This window comes from Streptomyces sp. NPDC023838 (assembly GCF_040639555.1).
Classification (GTDB): Bacteria; Actinomycetota; Actinomycetes; order Streptomycetales; family Streptomycetaceae; genus Streptomyces.
Window position 1 is genome coordinate 262,423 of the sequence record NZ_JBFAAD010000007.1, and the last position, 19,481, is coordinate 281,903.

At 72.2% G+C, this 19,481-nt stretch carries 16 protein-coding genes; 8 read left to right on the top strand and 8 right to left on the bottom strand.

The window, feature by feature from the left end; genetic code table 11:
- Positions 1–74: 74 nt before the first annotated feature.
- Positions 75–3,011 carry a HAMP domain-containing protein gene (locus tag AB0G17_RS12150; protein WP_361379657.1) on the top strand — a complete coding sequence of 979 codons (2,937 nt, stop codon included), beginning with the start codon at positions 75–77 and terminating at the stop codon, positions 3,009–3,011.
- 57 nt (positions 3,012–3,068) lie between these two features.
- Here AB0G17_RS12150 and AB0G17_RS12155 read toward each other — a convergent pair whose 3' ends face one another.
- Positions 3,069–5,324, bottom strand: coding sequence for a SpoIIE family protein phosphatase (locus AB0G17_RS12155; protein ID WP_361379660.1), 2,256 nt, complete (start codon positions 5,322–5,324; stop codon positions 3,069–3,071).
- A 113-nt stretch (positions 5,325–5,437) separates the two neighbouring features.
- A complete protein-coding gene (locus AB0G17_RS12160) occupies positions 5,438–5,965 on the bottom strand; it encodes a DUF6328 family protein (RefSeq protein ID WP_361379663.1) in 528 nt (175 codons plus the stop codon).
- A 167-nt stretch (positions 5,966–6,132) separates the two neighbouring features.
- Here AB0G17_RS12160 and AB0G17_RS12165 point away from each other — a divergent pair, with 167 nt between their 5' ends.
- The 3 genes from AB0G17_RS12165 to AB0G17_RS12175 are packed head-to-tail and all read left to right on the top strand — an operon-like array spanning position 6,133 to position 8,083.
- Positions 6,133–7,203, top strand: a complete 1,071-nt coding sequence (locus tag AB0G17_RS12165; protein WP_361379666.1) for an iron-containing redox enzyme family protein — start codon at positions 6,133–6,135, stop codon at positions 7,201–7,203.
- A 48-nt stretch (positions 7,204–7,251) separates the two neighbouring features.
- On the top strand, positions 7,252–7,905 hold the full coding sequence (locus tag AB0G17_RS12170) for a HemK2/MTQ2 family protein methyltransferase (RefSeq protein WP_361379669.1): 654 nt from the start codon (positions 7,252–7,254) through the stop codon (positions 7,903–7,905).
- The gene (locus AB0G17_RS12175; RefSeq protein ID WP_361379672.1) at positions 7,886–8,083 is read left to right on the top strand and encodes a CDGSH iron-sulfur domain-containing protein; all 198 of its coding nucleotides are present in this window, start codon (positions 7,886–7,888) and stop codon (positions 8,081–8,083) included. Before AB0G17_RS12170 ends, AB0G17_RS12175 begins: the two co-directional genes overlap by 20 nt.
- Before the next feature lie 18 nt (positions 8,084–8,101).
- Here AB0G17_RS12175 and AB0G17_RS12180 read toward each other — a convergent pair whose 3' ends face one another.
- Genes AB0G17_RS12180 through AB0G17_RS12190 form a run of 3 tightly spaced genes read right to left on the bottom strand, consistent with a single transcriptional unit; the run spans position 8,102 to position 11,734 of the window.
- A complete protein-coding gene (locus AB0G17_RS12180; RefSeq protein ID WP_361379675.1) occupies positions 8,102–10,189 on the bottom strand; it encodes a xanthine dehydrogenase family protein molybdopterin-binding subunit in 2,088 nt (695 codons plus the stop codon).
- Positions 10,190–10,208: 19 nt separating this feature from the next.
- On the bottom strand, positions 10,209–11,195 hold the full coding sequence (locus AB0G17_RS12185) for a xanthine dehydrogenase family protein subunit M (protein WP_361379678.1): 987 nt from the start codon (positions 11,193–11,195) through the stop codon (positions 10,209–10,211).
- The gene (locus AB0G17_RS12190) at positions 11,192–11,734 is read right to left on the bottom strand and encodes a 2Fe-2S iron-sulfur cluster-binding protein (RefSeq protein WP_361379836.1); all 543 of its coding nucleotides are present in this window, start codon (positions 11,732–11,734) and stop codon (positions 11,192–11,194) included. Before AB0G17_RS12190 ends, AB0G17_RS12185 begins: the two co-directional genes overlap by 4 nt.
- Before the next feature lie 280 nt (positions 11,735–12,014).
- Here AB0G17_RS12190 and AB0G17_RS12195 point away from each other — a divergent pair, with 280 nt between their 5' ends.
- Positions 12,015–13,121, top strand: a complete 1,107-nt coding sequence (locus AB0G17_RS12195; protein ID WP_361379681.1) for a glutamate--cysteine ligase — start codon at positions 12,015–12,017, stop codon at positions 13,119–13,121.
- Here AB0G17_RS12195 and AB0G17_RS12200 read toward each other — a convergent pair.
- Positions 13,106–15,502: an excinuclease ABC subunit UvrA gene (locus AB0G17_RS12200; protein WP_361379684.1), complete on the bottom strand. Its 2,397-nt coding sequence runs from the start codon at positions 15,500–15,502 to the stop codon at positions 13,106–13,108. The genes AB0G17_RS12195 and AB0G17_RS12200 overlap by 16 nt on opposite strands.
- A gap of 320 nt (positions 15,503–15,822) precedes the next feature.
- Between AB0G17_RS12200 and AB0G17_RS12205 the strand changes: the two genes are divergently transcribed.
- Positions 15,823–16,641, top strand: coding sequence for a SigB/SigF/SigG family RNA polymerase sigma factor (locus AB0G17_RS12205; RefSeq protein WP_361379687.1), 819 nt, complete (start codon positions 15,823–15,825; stop codon positions 16,639–16,641).
- A 185-nt stretch (positions 16,642–16,826) separates the two neighbouring features.
- On the opposite strand, the gene AB0G17_RS12210 is transcribed toward AB0G17_RS12205, so the two are convergent.
- Both AB0G17_RS12210 and AB0G17_RS12215 read right to left on the bottom strand, forming a co-directional pair.
- On the bottom strand, positions 16,827–17,183 hold the full coding sequence (locus AB0G17_RS12210) for a PRC-barrel domain-containing protein (RefSeq protein ID WP_361379690.1): 357 nt from the start codon (positions 17,181–17,183) through the stop codon (positions 16,827–16,829).
- A 151-nt stretch (positions 17,184–17,334) separates the two neighbouring features.
- Positions 17,335–17,496 (bottom strand): hydrophobic protein, encoded by a 162-nt coding sequence (locus AB0G17_RS12215; protein ID WP_361379693.1) that lies wholly within the window; start codon positions 17,494–17,496, stop codon positions 17,335–17,337.
- A gap of 207 nt (positions 17,497–17,703) precedes the next feature.
- On the opposite strand from AB0G17_RS12215, the gene AB0G17_RS12220 reads away from it, so the two are divergent.
- Together AB0G17_RS12220 and AB0G17_RS12225 are read left to right on the top strand one after the other, a co-directional pair.
- Positions 17,704–18,714, top strand: a complete 1,011-nt coding sequence (locus tag AB0G17_RS12220) for an SDR family oxidoreductase (RefSeq protein WP_361379696.1) — start codon at positions 17,704–17,706, stop codon at positions 18,712–18,714.
- A gap of 78 nt (positions 18,715–18,792) precedes the next feature.
- Positions 18,793–19,467: an HAD family hydrolase gene (locus AB0G17_RS12225; protein WP_361379699.1), complete on the top strand. Its 675-nt coding sequence runs from the start codon at positions 18,793–18,795 to the stop codon at positions 19,465–19,467.
- Positions 19,468–19,481: the final 14 nt, after the last annotated feature.

Sequence of the window (19,481 nt, forward strand, 5' to 3'; positions counted from 1 at the left end):
CGTCCAGCTCGCCGTACACGCGAGCCGTTCACGGGCCGTGCGCCACGACGGCTCGATGCGAGGTTGCGATGGACGTGTCTGGTCGCACCCCCGGCCACGGCTCCTCGGACACCCCGGCGGAGCCTGCCGAGGACGCGCTGCGCAGGCTGCTCGCGGGACTCACCGCCGTACGGGACGGGGATCTGTCGGCCCGCCTGCCCGACGACGCGGGCGGCCTCCTCGGCGAGATCGCCACCATCTACAACGGGATGGTGGAGCAGCTGTCCCTGGTCACCTCCGAAGTCACCCGGGTGGCCCGGGAGGTCGGCGGCCAGGGCCTGCTCGGCGGCCACGCCAGGGAGCCACGGGTGCGGGGGGTGTGGCTGGAGCTGACCTCCGGTGTGAACACCATGGCCGACAACCTCACCTCGCAGGTGCGCTCGATCGCCCAGGTGGCCACGGCGGTGGCGCGCGGCGACCTCACCCAGAAGATCCGGGTGGACGCGCGCGGCGAGATCCTGGAGCTGAAGGAAACCATCAACACGATGGTCGACCGGCTCTCCTCCTTCGCCGAGGAGGTCACCCGGGTGGCCCGCGAGGTGGGCACCGAGGGCAAACTCGGCGGCCAGGCCACCGTACGAGGGGTGTCGGGCACCTGGAAGGACCTCACCGACAACGTCAACTTCATGGCGAACAACCTCACCAGCCAGGTGCGCAACATCGCCCAGGTGACCACGGCCGTGGCGGGCGGCGACCTCACCCGCAAGATCGACGTGGACGCGCGCGGGGAGATCCTGGAGCTCAAGACGACCATCAACACGATGGTCGACCAGCTGTCGTCGTTCGCCGCCGAGGTGACCCGGGTGGCCCGCGAGGTGGGCAGCGAGGGGCGGCTCGGCGGCCAGGCGGAGGTGGAGGGCGTCTCCGGCACCTGGAAGAGGCTCACCGAGAACGTCAACGAGCTGGCCGGGAACCTCACCCGGCAGGTGCGCGCCATCGCCGAGGTGACCAGCGCGGTCGCCGAGGGCGACCTCACGCGCTCGATCACGGTCGACGCGCCGGGCGAGGTGGGCGACCTCAAGGACAACATCAACGCGATGGTGGAGTCCCTGCGCGCCACCACCCGGGCCAACGAGGCCCAGGACTGGCTCAAGACCAACCTCGCCCGGGTCTCCGGGCTGATGCAGGGCACCGCCAACCTGCCCGAACTCGCCGAGCTGATCATGAGCGAGGTGCCCCCGCTGGTGTCGGCGCAGTACGGCGCCTTCTTCCTGACCCACGAGGACGAGCAGGGCACGGAGCTCGTGATGACCGCCGCCTACGGCTCCCCCGACGACCCCGCCGCCGGGCCGCGCCGCTTCCGCCTCGGCCAGTCCCTGGTGGGCGAGGCCGCTCGCAGCCGGCGCACGATCGTGGTGGACCGGGTCCCGCACGGTTACGCCAGGATCGCCTCCGGCGCCGGTGCCGGCGACCCCGGCCAGCTGGTCATCCTGCCGGTGGTGGTCGAGGAACAGGTGCTCGGCGCCGTGGAACTGGCCGCACTGCGCCCCTTCAGTGAGCTGCACCGGGACTTCCTGGACCAGTTCATCGAGACGGTCGGCGTCAACGTCAGCTCGCTCATCGCCAGCGTACGCACCGACCAGCTGCTCGGGCAGTCGCAGCGGCTCACCGCCGAACTGCGCACCCGCTCCCAGGAGTTGCAGGAGCAGCAGCAGGAGCTCCAGCGCTCCAACGCCGAACTCCAGGAGAAGGCCGCGCTGCTCGCCGACCGCAACCGGGACATCGAGGGCAAGAACCTGGAGATCGAGCAGGCCCGCCAGGAGCTGGAGGTGCGTGCCCAGCAGCTCTCCCGGACGTCGATGTACAAGTCGCAGTTCCTGGCCAACATGAGCCACGAGCTGCGTACCCCGCTCAACAGTCTGCTCATCCTGGCCCGGCTGCTCGCGCAGAACCCGGAGGGGAACCTGACGGACAAGCAGGTCGACTACGCCGAGGTCATCCACTCCGCGGGCTCGGACCTGCTCCAGCTCATCAACGACATCCTCGACCTCTCCAAGGTCGAGGCCGGGAAGATGGACATCCGCCCCGAGCCGTTCTCGATGCGGCAACTGCTCGACTACCTGGAGGCGACGTTCCGGCCGGTGGCCGCCGAACGCTCCCTGGACTTCGAGATCGTGGCCGCCCCCGGCCTCCCCGAGCAGCTCACCACCGATGAGGCCCGGCTGCGCCAGATCCTGCGCAACCTGCTCTCCAACGCCCTGAAGTTCACCGACACCGGCCGCGTCCGGCTCGACATCCACACCGCCACCACGGGCGAACTCCCGCACACCCTGCGGTCCTCGGGCCCCGCGCTCGCCTTCCGGGTCGCCGACACCGGGGTGGGCATCCCCGAGGACCGGCTGGAGAGCGTCTTCGGCGCCTTCCAGCAGGGCGACGGCACCGCCGCCCGGCGCTACGGGGGTACCGGCCTCGGCCTGTCCATCAGCCGCGAGGTGGCCCGGCTGCTCGGCGGGGTCATCGTCGCGGAGAGCGCCGTGGGCCGGGGCAGCACCTTCACGCTCTACCTTCCGCTCCACGACCACCCCGGGGGGCGCGCGGACGGGGACGCCCGGGAGCGGCCCGTACCACGGGCGGAGGCGGGGGCACCGCCCACACCGTCCGGACACACCGTCCTGGTGGTCGACGACGACGCCCGCAACGTCTTCGCGCTCACCCAGATCCTCGAACACGCCGGCATGCGGGTGCTGACGGCGGCCGGAGGCCAGGCCGGGATCGATCTGCTGACCGCCCGCGAGGACGTCGACCTGGTGGTGATGGACGTGATGATGGCCGGGATGGACGGCTACGCGGCCACCGCGGCGATCCGGCGACAACCCCGCTTCGCCAACCTCCCGATCATCGCGGTGACGGCGAAGGCGATGCCCGGCGAGCGCGCCAAGGCACTCGCGGCGGGGGTCGACGAGTACGTCGCCAAACCCGTCGACGCGGCCCACCTGCTGGCGGTCATCCGCGCCCACCTCAAGGGAGAGTGACCCTCACAGCGGGAACCCCCGGTTGTTCCGCCAACTCAACTTACTCACAGGGTCAGTTCAGCTCCGCACCCGTATCGCGACGACACTCGTGTCGTCGTCCGTGTCCCCGGTCGCCGCTTCGAGCAGCCGCTCCACCTGTTCGTCGACCTCGCACGCGCTCAGCTGCTCGGCCAGCTCCACCAGCGTGTCCAGCCCCTGGTCGAGTGCGTCGTGGCGCCGCTCGATCAGACCGTCCGTGTAGAGCAGCAGGGTGTCGTCCCGGCGCAGGGGTGTGCGCATCTCCCGATACGTCACGGCAGGCGTCGCGCCGAGCAGCAGGTCGTGCGGCCCCTCCAGCAGCCGCGCCCGGCCGTCGCGCAGCAACAGCAGCGGCAGGTGCCCCGCGCTGGACCAGCGCAGCGACCGGTCGGCCGGATCGTAGAGGGCGCACACGGCGGTGGCGGTGGGGCCGCCGCTCGTACGGAGCGTCACCTCGTTCAGCCACTCCATCAGCCGCCCCGGGGCGTGGCCGCTGAAAGCGAGCCCGCGCAGCGCGTTGCGCAGGGCGACCATGCCCGTGGCGGCGTCGATGCCGTGCCCGGCGATGTCGCCGACCGCCAGCAGGACCCGGCCGCTGGGCAGCGGCAGCGCGTCGTACCAGTCGCCGCCGACCCGGTACTCCTGCGCGGCCGGCCGGTAGCGGGCCGCGACCGTGAGGCCGGGCAGCTCCTGGAGTCCCGGTGTCTCGGGGACGATGGCCTGCTGGAGGCGCAGGGCCACCTCGTCGCGGATGGCGGCCTGTTTCTGCACGGCCGTGAGCTGGTCGAACGTGGCGGTCAGCGCGGCCTCGGTGCGCCGGCTCGCGGACACGTCCTGGTAGACGCCCGTGATGCCGGTGACCACCCCGTCGTCGACGAGTGGTTCCGCGGCGACGCGGACGTGCCGCAGCGTGCCGTCGCCGCGGATGATCCGCAGCACGGCGAGCGCGCCCCGCTGGCGTTCGGTGAGGGTGGTGAGGAGCTGGGTCAGGACGTCGCCGTCGTCCGGGTGCAGCCATGAGCGCAGGGCGAGCAGCGGGACGGGCGCCGCGTCCCGGTCGATGCCGAAGATGCGGTAGGCGGGCGCCGACCACACCGAGCCGTCGCCCACCACGCTGTCCCGGAACAGCGCCACGCCTTCGAGGTGGCCGACGGCCCGGCTCTCGGACATCTCGGGGTCGCTGCTGGCGTGCCAGAGCACCACGGTCCGGCCGGTGCCCGCGGGCAGGACGCGTACGTCGAGGAGCGGAGCGGCCGGCACCTCCCCCGCGATCCGGGGCAGCCGGGGCACGCTCTGCCGCCGGGCCGAACCGTGGGCACCCCGGGCCAGCCGGGCCAGCTCGGCGTGGACGAACGGGAAGGCGAGGGCGAGCGGTTGGCCGACGGGCGGCGCGGACCCGCCCAGGCTGCGGATGGCTGGCCCGTTGGTGTACTCGACCGAGAGTGCCGGCGACTCGGGCGCTCCCCGCAGCACCATCGCGGGATGGCCGAGGGCGTCGAGCACGTCCATCAGCGCGGGCACCTCGGACGGCTCGCTCTCGGCCCCGGCGAGCACCGTCCCGGCGACCTCGATCAGTCCGGTGACGGAACGGCGCAGCCGCTCGTCGAAGTCCACCTGCCCGGGCCAGGCGACGAGGGCCAGCCCGACGACCGCCCCCTGGGCGCCGAGCGGCAGCAGGGCCCGGCCCGCCCCGTGCCCCGGGCCCGGCAGCTCCTCGCCGTGCGGCGCGCCGGAGCCGAGCCAGCAGGGGCTGCCGTCCACCACGACCGAATGGAACATGGCAGGGGCGCCCGGCGGGATCCACTGCCACACCACCGCCTCGGCGGCGCCGACTCCCGCATGCCCGGCGAGCCGCAGACAGCCCGTTTCCGTACGGCGCCACAGCCACAGGCTCTGGGCGCCCAGCGGCGCGAGGCCGCCGTCCAGCAGAGCCGCGGCGGATTCGTCGACGCTCTCGTACGTCTCGGCGGCCGCGACCGCACGGCGGGCCCTGCGGGTCTCGGCCCGGGGCAGCGCCCCGTCGACCGCCTCGGGGTCGCCGGCGACGCCGTTCACCACGTCCGCGGCGAGGTCCTCCGGGTCCACGCCGGTGACCTGGGAGAGCTTCTCCAGGTGCTCGCGCGCCTGGGCGGGCCCGACCTCCAGCTGCGCGGCGAGGACCCCGGTGGCCAGGTCGAGGAGGTGCCGACGGCCGCGCTCGGCGCGGAGCCGCTCGGCCTCGGCGGACAGCGCGGCGATGGTCGCGGCCGACTGGGCGCCCGCCGTCCCCGAGGTTTCCGGCACCGGCTTGATCACGGCAACTCCCGTCCCGAACGGCCGGAGAGCGGGCCAACGTGTCTCCTGCGGATTTTACCCGCGCGGCCCCTTTCGCTCTCGGGCGAGTGCCCGGCGCGGGGCCGGTCATTCGCTCATCGCCGCTGCTTGTCCGTGTGCCAGTGCCGCACCCACAGCGGCAGCACGAACCAGCACACCAGGTACCAGGCCACCACCAGCGCGACCAGCCACGGCCAGTACCCGGCGTGCGAGGCCACCCGCAGGACCAGGATGAGCGAGGACGTCATGGTGGCCAGGAGCAGCACGAGCCCGACGACGGTGAGCCGGGACGCCCAGGCCACGGCCGTCGGTTTGATGTGGCGGCCGGCCAGCAGCCGGTGGAAGGAGACCGGAGCCACCAGGGCGCCAGTGGTCGCCGAGCCGAGCACGACCGTACAGACGTAGATCGCCTTGTCCGCGTGGCCCAGTTGGTGGAAGAGCGGGGTGAAGGCGACGGTGAGGAGGAACCCGAAGAGGATCTGCACGCCCGTCTGGGCCACCCGGACCTCCTGGATGAGGTCGCCCCACTTGCGGTCGGCGCGGGCCTCGGGGGTCTCGTCGCGCCCGTCGTGGGACTGGTCACGCCCCTCCTCGGAACGCCGCCTGCTGTCGTCGCTGTCCATCACACCCTCCAGCCACTCTCCGCGCCCCGGCGCGGCCGTCCGCTCCCGCGGTGCGCGAACGGTCACGCATCGGTACCCGCTCTCACGGATCGCAATCAGCCGGGCACGCCCCGGAGGAGCGGCCGGGGCGCCCGTTGCGGACGCCGTTCAGCGGGTACCCACTGGCCATGACCATCGATCAACGAGGCCCCGCCCTGCCGGACGGCCGCGGTGAGCTCTCCGCGGCGGTGATCGCCCGCCTGCGCGGCGAGGCCACCGCCCTCCCGGACACCGAGGCCGCCGCCGGCGCCGACCCCTACGGCGACGACCTCCAGCTCGCCCTGTACGTCTGCTACGAGCCGCACTACCGGGGCTTCGCCGGGGTGGACGACGCCGTGGAGTGGGATCCCGCGCTGCTCACCGCGCGCGCCGCGCTGGAGGCTCACTTCCTGGCCGCCCTGCGCCGCGACGCGGCACGCGAGCACGACCTGGACGACGCCTTGGGCGAGCTGCTCGTGGAGCCCGTCCACGGCACCGGTGTCTCGCACTACCTCCAGGAGGAGGGCCACCTGTGGCAGCTGCGCGAGTACGCCGCCCAGCGCTCGCTCTACCACCTCAAGGAAGCCGACCCGCACGCCTGGGTCCTCCCCCGGCTGTGGGGCCGGGCCAAGGCGGGGATGGCGGCGGTGGAGTTCGACGAGTACGGCGGCGGCCGCGCCGAGCGGGTGCACGCCCGGCTCTTCGCCGAGCTCATGACCGACCTCGGCCTCGACACCACGTACGGCCGCTATCTGGACGCCGCGTCGGCGCCGATGCTCGCCACCGTGAACCTGATGTCGCTGCTCGGGCTGCGCCGGAGCCTGCGGGGCGCGCTCGTGGGCCACTTCGCCACGCTGGAGGTCACCTCGTCGCCCGCTTCGCGGCGCCTGGCGCTCGCGATGAAGCGCGCGGGCGCGGGCCCCGCCGCCGAGCTCTTCTACACCGAGCACGTGGAGGCCGACGCGGTGCACGAGCAGGTGGTACGGCACGAGGTGATCGGCGGCCTGCTGGAGCAGGAGCCGCAGCTGGTGCCCGATGTGGTGTTCGGCGTCGACGCCACCGTGTTCTTGGAGGACCGCTTCGGCGACGACCTGCTGGGGCACTGGCGGGTGGGGCGCACCTCCTTGCGAACCCCTCTCGACGACGGCGAGAGCGCCGCGCACGACGAAACCGCCGAGATCACCGGCTCCGCCCCGCAGCGCCGGGGTTCTGACCGATAAACACGGTTTTAGCAGCATTTTTTGCGGATTGCCGGGCACTCGCCGCACATGACTCTTCTGGCCCCACCTGGCGTGTACACCCCACAGGCAGACACCGCGCTGCTGGCCGAGGCGCTGCACGACGAACCGGTGCCGCCGGGCGCCGAGGTGCTCGACGTGGGCACCGGCACCGGCGCGCTGGCCATCGCCGCCGCCCGGCGCGGAGCCAGGGTGACCGCCGTCGACATCTCCTGGCGTGCCGTGGTCACCGCACGCCTCAACGCGCGGCTCGCCGGCCTGCCGGTCGAGGTGGTGCGCGGAAACCTGCTGGCGCCGGTCGAGGGGCGCACGTACGACCTCATCCTGAGCAATCCGCCCTACGTGCCCGCGCTCACCGACACCGCGCCCCGGCACGGCGCCGCCCGGGCCTGGGACGCCGGGCACGACGGCAGGCTGCACGTGCGCCGCATCTGCCGCGAGGCACCCCGCCTGCTGCGCCCCGGCGGTGTGCTGCTGCTGGTCCACTCCGCGTTCAGCCGGCCGGACGCGAGCCTGTGGGAGCTGCGCGGCGCGGGGCTGAAGGCGGCGGTGGTCGCACGCCGCTTCATCCCCTTCGGACCCGTCCTGCGCGCCCGGCGCGAGTGGCTGGACGCGCGGGGACTCATCGAGGACGACGAGACGACGGAAGAACTGGTGGTCATCCGTGCCGAACGACCCGTCTGACAAGCCGCGCCGCATCCGCGTGAGGCGCGAGGGGCCCTTCCTCGTCGAGGGGCCGGTGGAGGTCGTCCTGGAGGACGGCACCAGCGCGATCTCCGACCGCTGCGTGGTCGCGCTGTGCACCTGCCGGCGCAGCCGCACCTACCCGTGGTGCGACACCAGCCACCGCCGCCGCGTATGAGCGCCACGCGTATGAGCGTCATACGTGTACGCGGTCCGGGGTGAGCGGCAGCTCCCGGAAACGGACGCCCGTGGCGTGGTACACCGCGTTGCCGATCGCGGCCGCCGTCCCCACGATGCCGATCTCCCCGATGCCCTTGCTGCCCATCGGGTTGAGGTGGGGGTCCTCCTCGTCGATCCAGTGCGCCTCGATCGCGGGCACGTCGGCGTGGGTGGGCACGTGGTAACCCGCGAGATCGCTGCCGATGAAGGCACCGGAGGCGGGGTCAACGGCGCCGCCCTCGGTGAGGGCCATGCCGAGGCCCATGACCATGCCGCCGATGAACTGGGAGCGGGCGGTGCGCGCGTTGAGGATCCGCCCCGCCGCGTACACCCCGAGCAGTCGGCGCACCCGCACCTCGCCCGTGTCGGTGTCGACGGCGGCTTCGGCGAAGTGGGCGCCGAACGCGTGCCGCGCGTACGGGGATTCCGCGTCGGCCGTGCCTTCGGTGTCGGCGGACACCGTCAGCCCTCCGGGCGGCAACGGCCCGCGCAGCTCGGCGAGTTGGCGGACCAGGGACCGGCACGCCTCGTCCACGGCCCAGCCCCAGGACGCCGTGCCGGCGGACCCGCCGGCGAGCGCGGCCCTGGGCAGCCCGGTGCTGCCGATCTCCGTACGGACCGACTCCACCCCGACGCCCAGCGCCCCGGCCGCGACCTGGGCGAGGACCGTACGGGCGCCGGTGCCGATGTCGGTGGCGTTGATCCGTACGACGTACAGCCCGTCGGGGTGGGCGGTGACCGTCGCGCGGCTGGGCGAGATCAGCACCGGATAGGTGGCGGCCGCGACACCGGTGCCGGTCAGCCACGGCCCCGAACGCCGCACGCCCGGCCGGGGATCGCGCTCCTCCCAGCCGAAGCGCGCCGCGCCCTCGCGCAGGCACTCCACCAGGTGGCGGCTGCTGAACGCGCGCCCGCTGTCCGGCTCGACCGGGGGTTCGTTGCACACCCGCAGGTCGATGGGGTCCATGCCGAGGGTGCAGGCGAGCTCGTCGACCGCGGACTCCAGGGCGTACATGCCGGGTGTCTCGCCCGGTGCGCGCATCCAGGACGGGGTGGGCACGTCCAGGGCCACCACCCGGTGGCTCGTGCGGCTGCTCCCACTCGCGTACATGACGCGGGCGGGAACCGCCGCCTGCTCGACGAACTCCTTGATCCGCGAGGTGTGCGTGGTGACCTCGTGGATCAGTGAGGTGAGGGTGCCGTCGGGGCGGGCGCCGAGCCGGACGCGGTGCAGGGTCGGGGCGCGGTGGCCGACCAGTTCCGTCAACTCCCGCCTGGGCAGGCTCAGTTGGACGGGCCGGTCGACGTGCCGGGCGGCCAGCGCGGCGAGGACGACATGGGGGCGGGGGGTGCCTTTGGAGCCGAAGCCGCCGCCGACGTGCTCGCAGACGACGTTCACCCGCTCCTCGGGCAGCGAGAAGAGCTTGGCCAGGACAGCGCGCACGGTGTCGCCTCCCTGGCTGGAGTCGAACACGGTCAGCACACCGTCCTGCCACATCGCGGTCGCCCCGTGCGGCTCCATGGGGTGGTTGTGCAGCGGCGGCACCGCGTACGACACGTCCACCCGCACCGCCGCGTCGGCGAACGCGCCCTCGGGGTCCCCCTGCCGGCGCTCCCCGGGGTGGCCCCCGTTGACCTCGTCGGGGCAGTAGGCCTCCGGGTGGTCCGGGGTGAGGGTGATGTCGTGCGGCTCGCTCGCGTACTGCACGCGTACGGCCCCGGCGGCGGCCCGTGCCGTCTCCAGGGTCTCGGCGACGGCCAGGGCGACCGGCCAGCCGTGGTGCGGCACCCGGGAGTCCTGGAGCACGGCCAGCGTCGGATCGTCGGCGTCGGCGAGAGGGCCGGCGGAGTCCGGGGTGAGGACGGCCAGCACGCCGGGCAGCGCGAGTGCGGCCGAGGTGTCGAGGGAGACGACCTTGCCGCGTGCGACGGTGGCGGGCACCGGCCAGGCGTGCACCCGGCCGGGCGGCGCGTACTCCGTCGCGTATGTCGCGGCGCCGGTCACCTTCGCACGGCCTTCCCTGCGCTCGACCGACGCGCCCAGGGCGCTCGGGGTCGCTCCCACGGGGTCTCCTCTCGGGTGTTCAGGTGCGGGCGGTCAGCGAGCCGAGCACCTCGCGGGCGAGGTCGCGGGCGAGCGCCACCTTGTACGCGTTGTCCCGCAGCGGGACGGCGGCGGCGAGCTCGGCGTCCACGGCCTGGGCGAGCGCCTCGGGGGTGGGCCGGCTGCCCAGCAGCGCGGCCTCCGTACGCCGGGCGCGCCACGGGCGGTGGGCCAGGCCGCCGAACGCCAGCCCGATGTGCCGGACCACTCCGCCGTCCAGGTGGACCACGGCGGCGACGGAGGCGAGCGCGAAGGCATACGACGCCCGGTCCCGCGCCTTGCGGTAGCGCGAGACCGAGCCGCCGGGCAGGGGCGGCAGCAGCACACCGGTGATGAGCTCGCCCGGGCGGATGACGGTGTCCTGCTCGGGGGTGTCCTGCGGCAGCCGGTAAAATTCGGTCAGCTCGACCGTCCGGCCTCCGCTCGGCCTCGCCGTCTCGACCACGGCGTCCAGGGCCGCCAGCGCCACGGCCAGGTCGGAGGGGTGGGTGGCGACGCAGTGCTCCGAGTGGCCGAGCACCGCATGGTCGCGGTTGACGCCGTTCAGGGCGCCGCAGCCGCTGCCCGGTACCCGCTTGTTGCACGGCTTCCCCACGTCCTGGAAGTAGGCGCAGCGGGTGCGCTGAAGGAGGTTTCCCGCGGTGGTGGCCACATTGCGCAACTGGCCCGAGGCGCCGCTGAGCACCGCCTGCGAAAGCACCGGATACCGTTCGAGGACCAGCGGATGCGCGGCGAGATCGCTGTTGCGCACGGTCGCGCCGATCCGCAGCGCGCCGTCGGGCAGCTCCTCCACCTGGTCCAGGGGCAGCCGTGTGATGTCGATGAGCACATCGGGCCGTTCCACGCCCAGCTTCATCAGATCGACGAGGTTGGTGCCGCCGCCCAGGTACCTGGCCTCGGGGCGGCCCGCGTGGGCGGTGGCGGCCTCCTCGACGCTGTGGGCCCGCACGTAGGCCATGGGCTTCACGCGCTCACCTGCCGCGCCGCCACGTCCCGTACGACCACTTCCTGGACCGCCTCCACGATGTGCGGATACGCGCCGCAGCGGCACAGGTTGCCGCTCAGCCGCTCCCGGATCTCCTCGACGGTCAGCCGCACCGGGGCGTCGCTCGGCCGGTCGGTCTCGGTGACCACCGACGGCTGGCCGGATCCGGCCTCCTGCAGCATGCCGACGGCCGAGCAGAGCTGCCCCGGCGTGCAGTATCCGCACTGGAGCGCGTCGCGGTCCAGGAACGCCTGTTGCAGGGGGTGCAGATCGCCGTCCGCGCCCGCCGCCGCGGCCAGGCCCTCCACAGTGACGACGTCGCAGCCCTCCAGCGCGACGGCCAGCATCAGACAGCTGTTGACCCGTCTGCCGTCGACGAGCACCGTGCACGCCCCGCACTGGCCCTGGTCACAGCCCTTCTTCGACCCGGTGAGGGCGAGGTGCTCGCGCAGCAGGTCGAGGAGGGTGGTGCGGTGGTCGAGCTCGATGACGTGGACCTCGTCGTTCACCCGCAGGCTCATGCGCGAGTGCGTCGGCGGGAGCGCGCCGCCCCGTTCGGCCGGATCGGGGCGGGGCTCGGGGCCGTGCTCACGCGGGTCGTCGCTTGCTTCCATCCTCACGGCTCCTCGGTCCGACGATCGGCGGAATCTCCACCCTCGTACAGCCGACGCCCTCCGGCATCTCGGCGGCCCGTCCCCCTGCTCCGGCCGCCGGTCATATACCGCCACCCCGGTCCCGTACCGGCCGACTGGCGCAAACCCACACTGATTCGCGCGGGCCGCGGGCGGGTAACCACCTGTCATGCTCACCTTTGGGGTCGAAGAAGAGTATTTGCTGGTGGACCCCGTGACCGGCCGGCCCCTGCCCCGTTCGGAAGAGGTACGGGCACTGGCCGGACCGGAAACGACGGTCGAGGAGCTGGAGGTGCAGCTCGAGCTGCTCCAGGCTCAGGTGGAGGTCGCGACCCCGGTCTGCCTGACCCTGGCGGAGCTGGGCGGCCATCTGGTGCGCCTTCGGCACACGGTGGGGACCGCGGCGGAGCAGGTGGGGTGCAGGGTCGCCGCCGTGGGGGCCGCCCCCGTCAACGGCGCGGGCCCCGTCCCCGTGACGCCCCGGCCCCGCTATCTGGCCATACAGACGAACGCGGGGCAGCTGGTCGACGAGCAGTTGATCAACGGCATGCACGTGCACGTCGGAGTGCCCGACCGCGAGGTCGGCGTCGCCGTGCTCAACCGGATCCGCGTCTGGCTGCCCACGCTGCTCGCCATGTCGGCCAACTCACCGCTGTGGCACGGGCGCGACACGGGATTCGCCAGCTGGCGCACCCTCGTCTTCAGCCGCTGGCCCGTCAGCGGTCCCCCGCCGCGCTTCGCCGACCTCGACGACTACGAGAGCCGGTCGGAAGCCCTCATCGCCGCCGGGGCGGTCAGCGACAGCGGGCAGCTCTACTGGCACGCGCGCCTCTCCGAGCGCTACCCCACCATCGAGGTGCGCTGCCTCGACGTGCAGGTGCGGGTCGACGAGGCGGTGATGCTCGCCGGGATCATCCGCGCCCTGGTTGCCACCGCCATCCGGGAGCACAAGGACGGCGACCCCGTACCGGAGTGCCCGCTCGAACTGCTCCAGGCCGCGACCTGGCGCGCGGCCCGGGAAGGGCTGAACGGGGTGCTCCTCGACCCGGCCGGGCAGCGGCGCAGCTGCGGCGACGTGCTGTGCCAGCTCACCCGGCACATCGGCCCGGCACTGGAGGCGTCGGGCGACGGGCTGGAGGTGAACACCCTGCTGCAGCGCCATCTGCGCCGGGGAACGGGCGCCGACCGACAGCACCGGGCCTTCACCGAAGGCGGCATTCCGGCGGTGATCGACCTGGTCACGAGCCAGAGCGTCCGCGCTCAGCCCCCCACGTAGTCCGCGAGGTGTTCACCCGTGAGGGTGGAGCGGGCGGCGACGAGGTCGGCCGGGGTGCCCTCGAAGACGATCCGGCCGCCGTCGTGGCCCGCGCCGGGGCCGAGGTCGACGATCCAGTCGGCGTGCGCCATGACCGCCGGATGGTGCTCGACGACGATCACCGACTTGCCGGAGTCGACCAGCCGGTCGAGCAGGCCGAGCAACTGCTCCACATCGGCCAGATGGAGGCCGTTGGTCGGCTCGTCGAGGACGTAGAGGCCGCCCTTCTCGGCCATGTGGGTGGCCAGCTTGAGCCGCTGCCGCTCGCCGCCGGACAGCGTGGTGAGCGGCTGGCCCAGGGTGAGATAGCCGAGCCCGACGTCGGAGAGCCGGGTGAGGACCTTGTGCGCGGCGGGTGTGCGCGCCTCGCCCTCCGCGAAGAACTCCTCGGCCTCGCTCACCGACATCGCCAGCACCTCGCTGATGTCGCGGCCGCCGAGGTGGTGGTCGAGGACCGACGCCTCGAACCGCTTCCCCTCGCACTCCTCACAGGTGGTGGCCACACCGGCCATCATCGCCAGGTCGGTGTAGATGACTCCGGCGCCGTTGCAACTGGGGCACGCGCCCTCGGAGTTGGCGCTGAACAGCGCCGGCTTCACACCGTTGGCCTTGGCGAAGGCCTTGCGGATCGGGTCGAGCAGCCCGGTGTACGTGGCCGGGTTGCTGCGCCGGGAACCCTTGATCGCTCCCTGGTCGACCGAGACCACGCCCGCGCCGCGCGGGATCGAACCGTGGACGAGGGAGCTCTTGCCGGAGCCCGCCACGCCGGTGACCACGCAGAGCACGCCCAGCGGAAGGTCGACGTCGACCTCGCGCAGGTTGTGCGCGGTCGCGCCCCGGATCTCCAGCGTGCCGCTGGGTGTGCGCACCTTCTCCTTGACGGCGGCCCGGTCGTCGAGGTGGCGGCCGGTGACGGTGTCGCCCGCCCGCAGCCCCTCGACGGTGCCCTCGAAGCAGACGGTGCCGCCGTGCGTACCGGCGCCGGGGCCGAGGTCCACGACGTGGTCGGCGATCGCGATCGTCTGCGGCTTGTGCTCCACCACGAGCACCGTGTTGCCCTTGTCGCGCAGCCGCAGCAGCAGCTCGTTCATCCGCTGGATGTCGTGCGGGTGCAGCCCGGCGGTGGGCTCGTCGAAGACATACGTGACATCGGTGAGGGCCGAGCCGAGGTGGCGGATCATCTTGACGCGCTGCGCCTCGCCGCCCGACAGGGTGCCCGACGGCCGCTCCAGCGCGAGGTAGCCGAGGCCGATCTCCACAAATGAGTCGAGCGTCCGGCCCAGGTTCGCGAGCAGCGGCGCCACCGACGGTTCGCCCAGGCCCCGGACCCATGCGGCCAGGTCGCTGATCTGCATCGCGCAGGCGTCGGCGATGCCGACTCCCCCGATCTTCGACGACCGGGCCGCCTCGCTCAGCCGGGTGCCGTCGCACTCGGGGCAGTCGGTGAAGGTGACCGCCCGGTCCACGAACTCCCGGATGTGCGGTTGCAGCGCCTCCCGGTCCTTGGAGAGCATCGACTTCTGGATCTTCGGGATCAGCCCCTCATAGGTGAGGTTGACGCCCTCGACCTTCACCTTGGTCGGCTTCCCGTGGAGGAAGTCCCGCATCTCCTTCTTGGTGAATTTACGGATCGGCTTGTTCGGGTCGAGGATGCCCGACTCCGCGTACACCCGCACGGTCCAGAAGCTGTCCAACGTCCAGCCGGGGATGGTGAACGCGCCCTCGGCGATCGACTTGGAGTCGTCGTAGAGCTGGGTGAGGTCGATGTCGGAGACCGAGCCCCGGCCTTCGCAGCCCGTACACATACCGCCGGTGCGGTTGTAGGTCGCCTTCACGGACTCGGTCCTGCCGGCCCCGCGCTCGACCGTGATCGCGCCGCTCGCCCGGACCGAGGGAACATTGAAGGCGAACGCGTTGGGCGAGCCGATGTGCGGCTGCCCGAGCCTGCTGAAGAGGATGCGCAGCATCGCGTTGGCGTCGGTGGCGGTGCCGACCGTGGAGCGGGGGTCGGCGCCCATCCGCTGCTGGTCGACCACGATCGCGGTGGTCAGCCCTTCGAGGACGTCGACCTCGGGCCGCGCCAGCGTGGGCATGAAGCCCTGCACGAAGGCGCTGTACGTTTCGTTGATCAGCCGCTGCGACTCCGCGGCGATCGTGTCGAAGACCAGCGAGCTCTTTCCCGAGCCGGAGACGCCGGTGAACACCGTCAGCCGGCGCTTGGGGATCTCGACGCTCACGTCCTTGAGGTTGTTCACGCGCGCGCCATACACGCGGAGCAGATCATGGTTCTCGCCCCCCTGCGGCGCGGACGACCGCTCGCCCGTGTTCTTGGCCGTGCTCATCGTGTCTCCCTCTGCCGTACGGGGCCGCCTAGCGATCTACGCCGGGACCGTACAGGCTCGATCCAACCAGCTTCGGGCGCGTCGCGTCGCCCCCTGTGACGGCGGCGGGCGCGGACGGGCCCGGCATTCACCCGGCCACGCACCCAAAGTCATCCCCCGCACACCGCGCGAAGTTCTCCGAATTCCACTCCGGCGCATGCATACGGCGCGTTCCAGTGGAAATACGCTGCCTCGGAATGGGCGGCGGCGGGGGCCCGCGCCCCGGCCCTGCGCCCTTTCCTTTCGACGGTGAACCCTTTGCCGTCCAAGGAGCGCAAGTCATGTCCACTCGCTGCGCCAATCGCCATACCTATGACGACACACCGGATACCGACGAAGCGTTCGTACGGCTCGCCGCACTGCCGGACGGGCCCGAACGGGCAGCACTGCGCGAAGAGTTGGTGAATTCCTGGCTTCCCCTGTCGGAACGGCTCGCCGGACGTTTCCACGACCGCGGCGAATCCGCGGAGGATCTGCGCCAGGTCGCCGCCGTCGGCCTGCTCAAAGCCGTCGACGGCTTCGACCCCTCCGTCGGCACGCCGTTCGCCGGCTATGCCGTTCCCACCATCACCGGTGAGATCAAGCGTCACTTCCGTGACCATATGTGGACCCTCCACGTACCGCGCCGCGTCCAGGAACTCCGCAACCGCGTCCGCACGGCCCGCCACGAACTGCAGTGCGCGGGAATCGACGAACCGTCGGTCCGGGAACTGGCGGATCACACCGGCCTGAGCGAGACGGACGTACGGGACGGCCTTGAGGCCCTCGACAGCTTCCGCGCGATGTCCCTGGACGCCGAACAGGCCGGCCCTCAGAACCCCCACACGCTGGCCGACACCCTCGGCTCCGAGGACCCGGCGCTCGACACGCTGATCGACCGCGAGTCCGTCAAGCCGGGCCTGCGCGAACTCCCGGCCCGGGAGCGGAAGATCCTCTATCTGCGCTACTTCCAGGGCATGACGCAGAAGAACATCGGCCGTGAGCTGGGCATCTCCCAGATGCATGTGTGCCGGCTGCTGCGTGAGTGCTGCACGCGTCTGCGCGAGGAGGCGATGTGCCGCGAGGAGGCGATGTGCCCGGCGCGGGGCGAGGCCGCGTGAGCGGCACGTGAGCGGCACAGGCGCCGCGTGAGCGCACAGGCAGCGGGGCCGCCCGGGTCTTCGTGGCCCGGGCGGCCCCGCTGAGGCATGTCCTGCTCTTGCTCGATGGTGGTACTGGTGGCTCGATGGTGCTGCTGGTGGTCCTGCTGCCGAGTTCGGACGACCGAACGTCAGACGACCGGACGTCAGACGACCGGCGGGCGACCGCTGTAGTAGCCACCGACCTGGTCGTGGTAGCCGGGGTCACCGAGGTGCTTCTCCCGGTCGAACTCGGGGGCGTCCTTGATCTGGGCCTTCGTGCGGTTCACGTAGACCTTCTTCTCGGCCGCGTCGAGCTGCGTCACGGTACCGGCGGGCAGCAGCACGTGCTTGCCAAAGATCCAGACACCGGTGTCGACCACGATGTACGCCGAGCCGACCTCGTCCGAGTGCTTGTCGACCTTGCCGATGCTTCCGTCGGTCGCCTCGACGCTCCAGCCCCGCAGATCGGCGCCCGCGAGATGACCGCTGGTTTCCGGGTAGCCCCAGATGTTCTCCGTCATGGAACGTGATTCCTTTCGTCGTTGTGCGCCGGAAGAGCGTCGCCGCCCAAAGCATTCGGTGACGCTCTCTCCCGGCGGGCCGGGTGCCCGTGTTCTTCCGGCCGACACATCGTGTTTTCGGCCTTGGCGGAACCTCTCGCGCGGAACACCGCTACCAGCGATACCAGCGTCCGGATCCGCCCTTCGGCCGGGCGACGAAGCCGATGAGCCAGATCACCAGGACGGCGATCGCGATCCACCAGAGGATTTTGAGTGCGAAGCCGGCGCCGAAAAGGATCAGGGCCAGCAGTAGAACGAGGAGCAAAGGGACCATGGGAATCAACCTCCAGCTCTCCGTGTGCCCCCATCGGGCGGCCACACACATTTCAGGAGACGATTTATCCGGGCCGCATTACCGGCGTCCGCCCGCTGCTCATTCGAGGGAATGGGGAGGCCTCTGAGGGGTACCCCACCGCGTGGCCGCACCGCGAGACGGCCCAAGGAAGACCGGAGACGGCCCGAGCAAGAACGGAAAGACATCATGCCGCAGACCGTTGTGATCACCGGCGCCAGCGCCGGGGTCGGCCGTGCCACCGCCCGGCTGTTCGCGCGGCGCGGCGCCAACATCGCGCTCCTCGCACGCGGCCGGGCCGGGCTGGACGCCACCGCCGCCGAGGTCGAAGAGGCCGGCGGGCGGGCGCTGGTGCTGCCCACCGATGCCGCCCACCACGAGGAGGTGGAGAAGGCGGCGGAGCTGACCGAGGCCGAGTTCGGTCCGATCGACGTATGGATCAACGTGGCCTTCACATCCGTCTTCGCACCCTTTACCGAGATCGGGCCGGAGGAGTTCCAGCGCGTCACCGATGTGGCGTACCTGGGTTTCGTCAACGGCACCCGCGCCGCGCTCGACCGGATGGTCCCGCGTGACCGCGGCGCCGTCGTCCAGGTCGGCTCCGCCCTGGGCGAGCGCTCCATTCCGCTCCAGTCCGCCTACTGCGGCGCGAAGCACGCCGTCAATGGCTTCACCTCGTCCGTGCGCACCGAACTCCTGCACACCGGCAGCCATGTGCGCATCACCGTGGTGCAGTTGCCCGCGGTCAACACCCCGCAGTTCTCCTGGGTCCTCTCACGGCTGCCGAAGCACCCGCAGCCCGTGCCGCCGATCTACCAGCCCGAGGTCGTCGCCCGGACCATCGCGTACGCGGCGGACCACCCCGGCCGCAAGCAGTACTACGTCGGCGCCTCCACGGTCGCCACCCTGTGGGCCAACCGGTTCGTACCGGCCCTGCTCGACCGCTATCTGGCCCGTACGGGCTACTCGTCGCAGCAGACCGACTCGCCCGAGCCCGTCCACGGGCCCGGCAACCTGTGGAAGCCGCTCGACGACCGCCCGGGCGACGACCACGGCGCCCACGGCGCCTTCGACGAGAGCGCGACCCCGCGCTCCGTCCAGGCGGCCCTCGCACGCCACCCCGCGCTCACCGCTGGGGCGGGCGCCCTGGCCGCCGCGGCCGTGCTGCGCTGGTCCAGCGCGCGCCGCGCGGGCGGCTGAGGCGGCCACCCCGTACGGTCGGATCAGGAGTCGGATCAAGAGTCGGATCAGGACAGGACGTGCGGAAGGCGGCACGGTATGGCGCGCGCGGCGATCTTCGACGTCGACGGCACTCTCGTCGACACGAATCATCTGCATGTGGTCTCTTGGTGGGAGGCGTTCCGGCAGGCCGGACACGACGTGGCGACCCATGCCGTGCACCGGGCGATCGGGCTGCCGTCGGAGGACCTGATCGCCCGGCTGCTGGGCGAGGACCGCGACAAGGACGAGGACTCCCAGCTCAGCTCCGCGCACACGGCCCTGTACGCCACGTACTTCGAGCGGCTGGCCCCCATCTCGGGCGCCGCGGACCTGCTGCGGGCGCTGGACGGGCGGGGCTGGCGGGTCGTTCTCGCCACCTCGGCGAGCGGCGCCGAACTGGGCGCGCTGCGCAAGGCCATCGACGCCGACGACGTGATCGCCGGGGTGGCCAGCGCGGATGACGTCTCCTCCGGCAAACCGGCCCCCGACCCCGTCCACCGCGCCCTGGAGCTGGTCGGCGGCGACGCGGGTTCGTCGGTGTTCGTCGGCGACACGGTCTGGGACATGAAGGCGGCGGCCAACGCCGGGGTACGGCCCGTCGGGGTGCTGGCGGGCGGCATCCCGCGCGGCGATCTGGAAGCGGCGGGCGCGGCCGCCATCTACGACGACCCGGCGGCGCTGCTGGCCGCGCTCGACGACAGCCCGGTGGCGGAGCTGGAGCGAGAGGGCTGAGCGGGGGGTGTGTG

Bases quoted from the DNA above. Each gene is read 5' to 3' on its own strand.
- AB0G17_RS12195 (WP_361379681.1), top strand. From the start codon at position 12,015: ATGCTCACCTTTGGGGTCGAAGAAGAGTATTTGCTGGTGGACCCCGTG.
- AB0G17_RS12200 (WP_361379684.1), bottom strand. From the start codon at position 15,502: ATGAGCACGGCCAAGAACACGGGCGAGCGGTCGTCCGCGCCGCAGGGG.
- AB0G17_RS12190 (WP_361379836.1), bottom strand. From the start codon at position 11,734: ATGAGCCTGCGGGTGAACGACGAGGTCCACGTCATCGAGCTCGACCAC.
- AB0G17_RS12220 (WP_361379696.1), top strand. From the start codon at position 17,704: ATGCCGCAGACCGTTGTGATCACCGGCGCCAGCGCCGGGGTCGGCCGT.
- AB0G17_RS12160 (WP_361379663.1), bottom strand. From the start codon at position 5,965: ATGGACAGCGACGACAGCAGGCGGCGTTCCGAGGAGGGGCGTGACCAG.
- AB0G17_RS12205 (WP_361379687.1), top strand. From the start codon at position 15,823: ATGTCCACTCGCTGCGCCAATCGCCATACCTATGACGACACACCGGAT.
- AB0G17_RS12210 (WP_361379690.1), bottom strand. From the start codon at position 17,183: ATGACGGAGAACATCTGGGGCTACCCGGAAACCAGCGGTCATCTCGCG.
- AB0G17_RS12215 (WP_361379693.1), bottom strand. From the start codon at position 17,496: ATGGTCCCTTTGCTCCTCGTTCTACTGCTGGCCCTGATCCTTTTCGGC.
- AB0G17_RS12225 (WP_361379699.1), top strand. From the start codon at position 18,793: ATGGCGCGCGCGGCGATCTTCGACGTCGACGGCACTCTCGTCGACACG.
- AB0G17_RS12165 (WP_361379666.1), top strand. From the start codon at position 6,133: ATGACCATCGATCAACGAGGCCCCGCCCTGCCGGACGGCCGCGGTGAG.
- AB0G17_RS12170 (WP_361379669.1), top strand. From the start codon at position 7,252: ATGACTCTTCTGGCCCCACCTGGCGTGTACACCCCACAGGCAGACACC.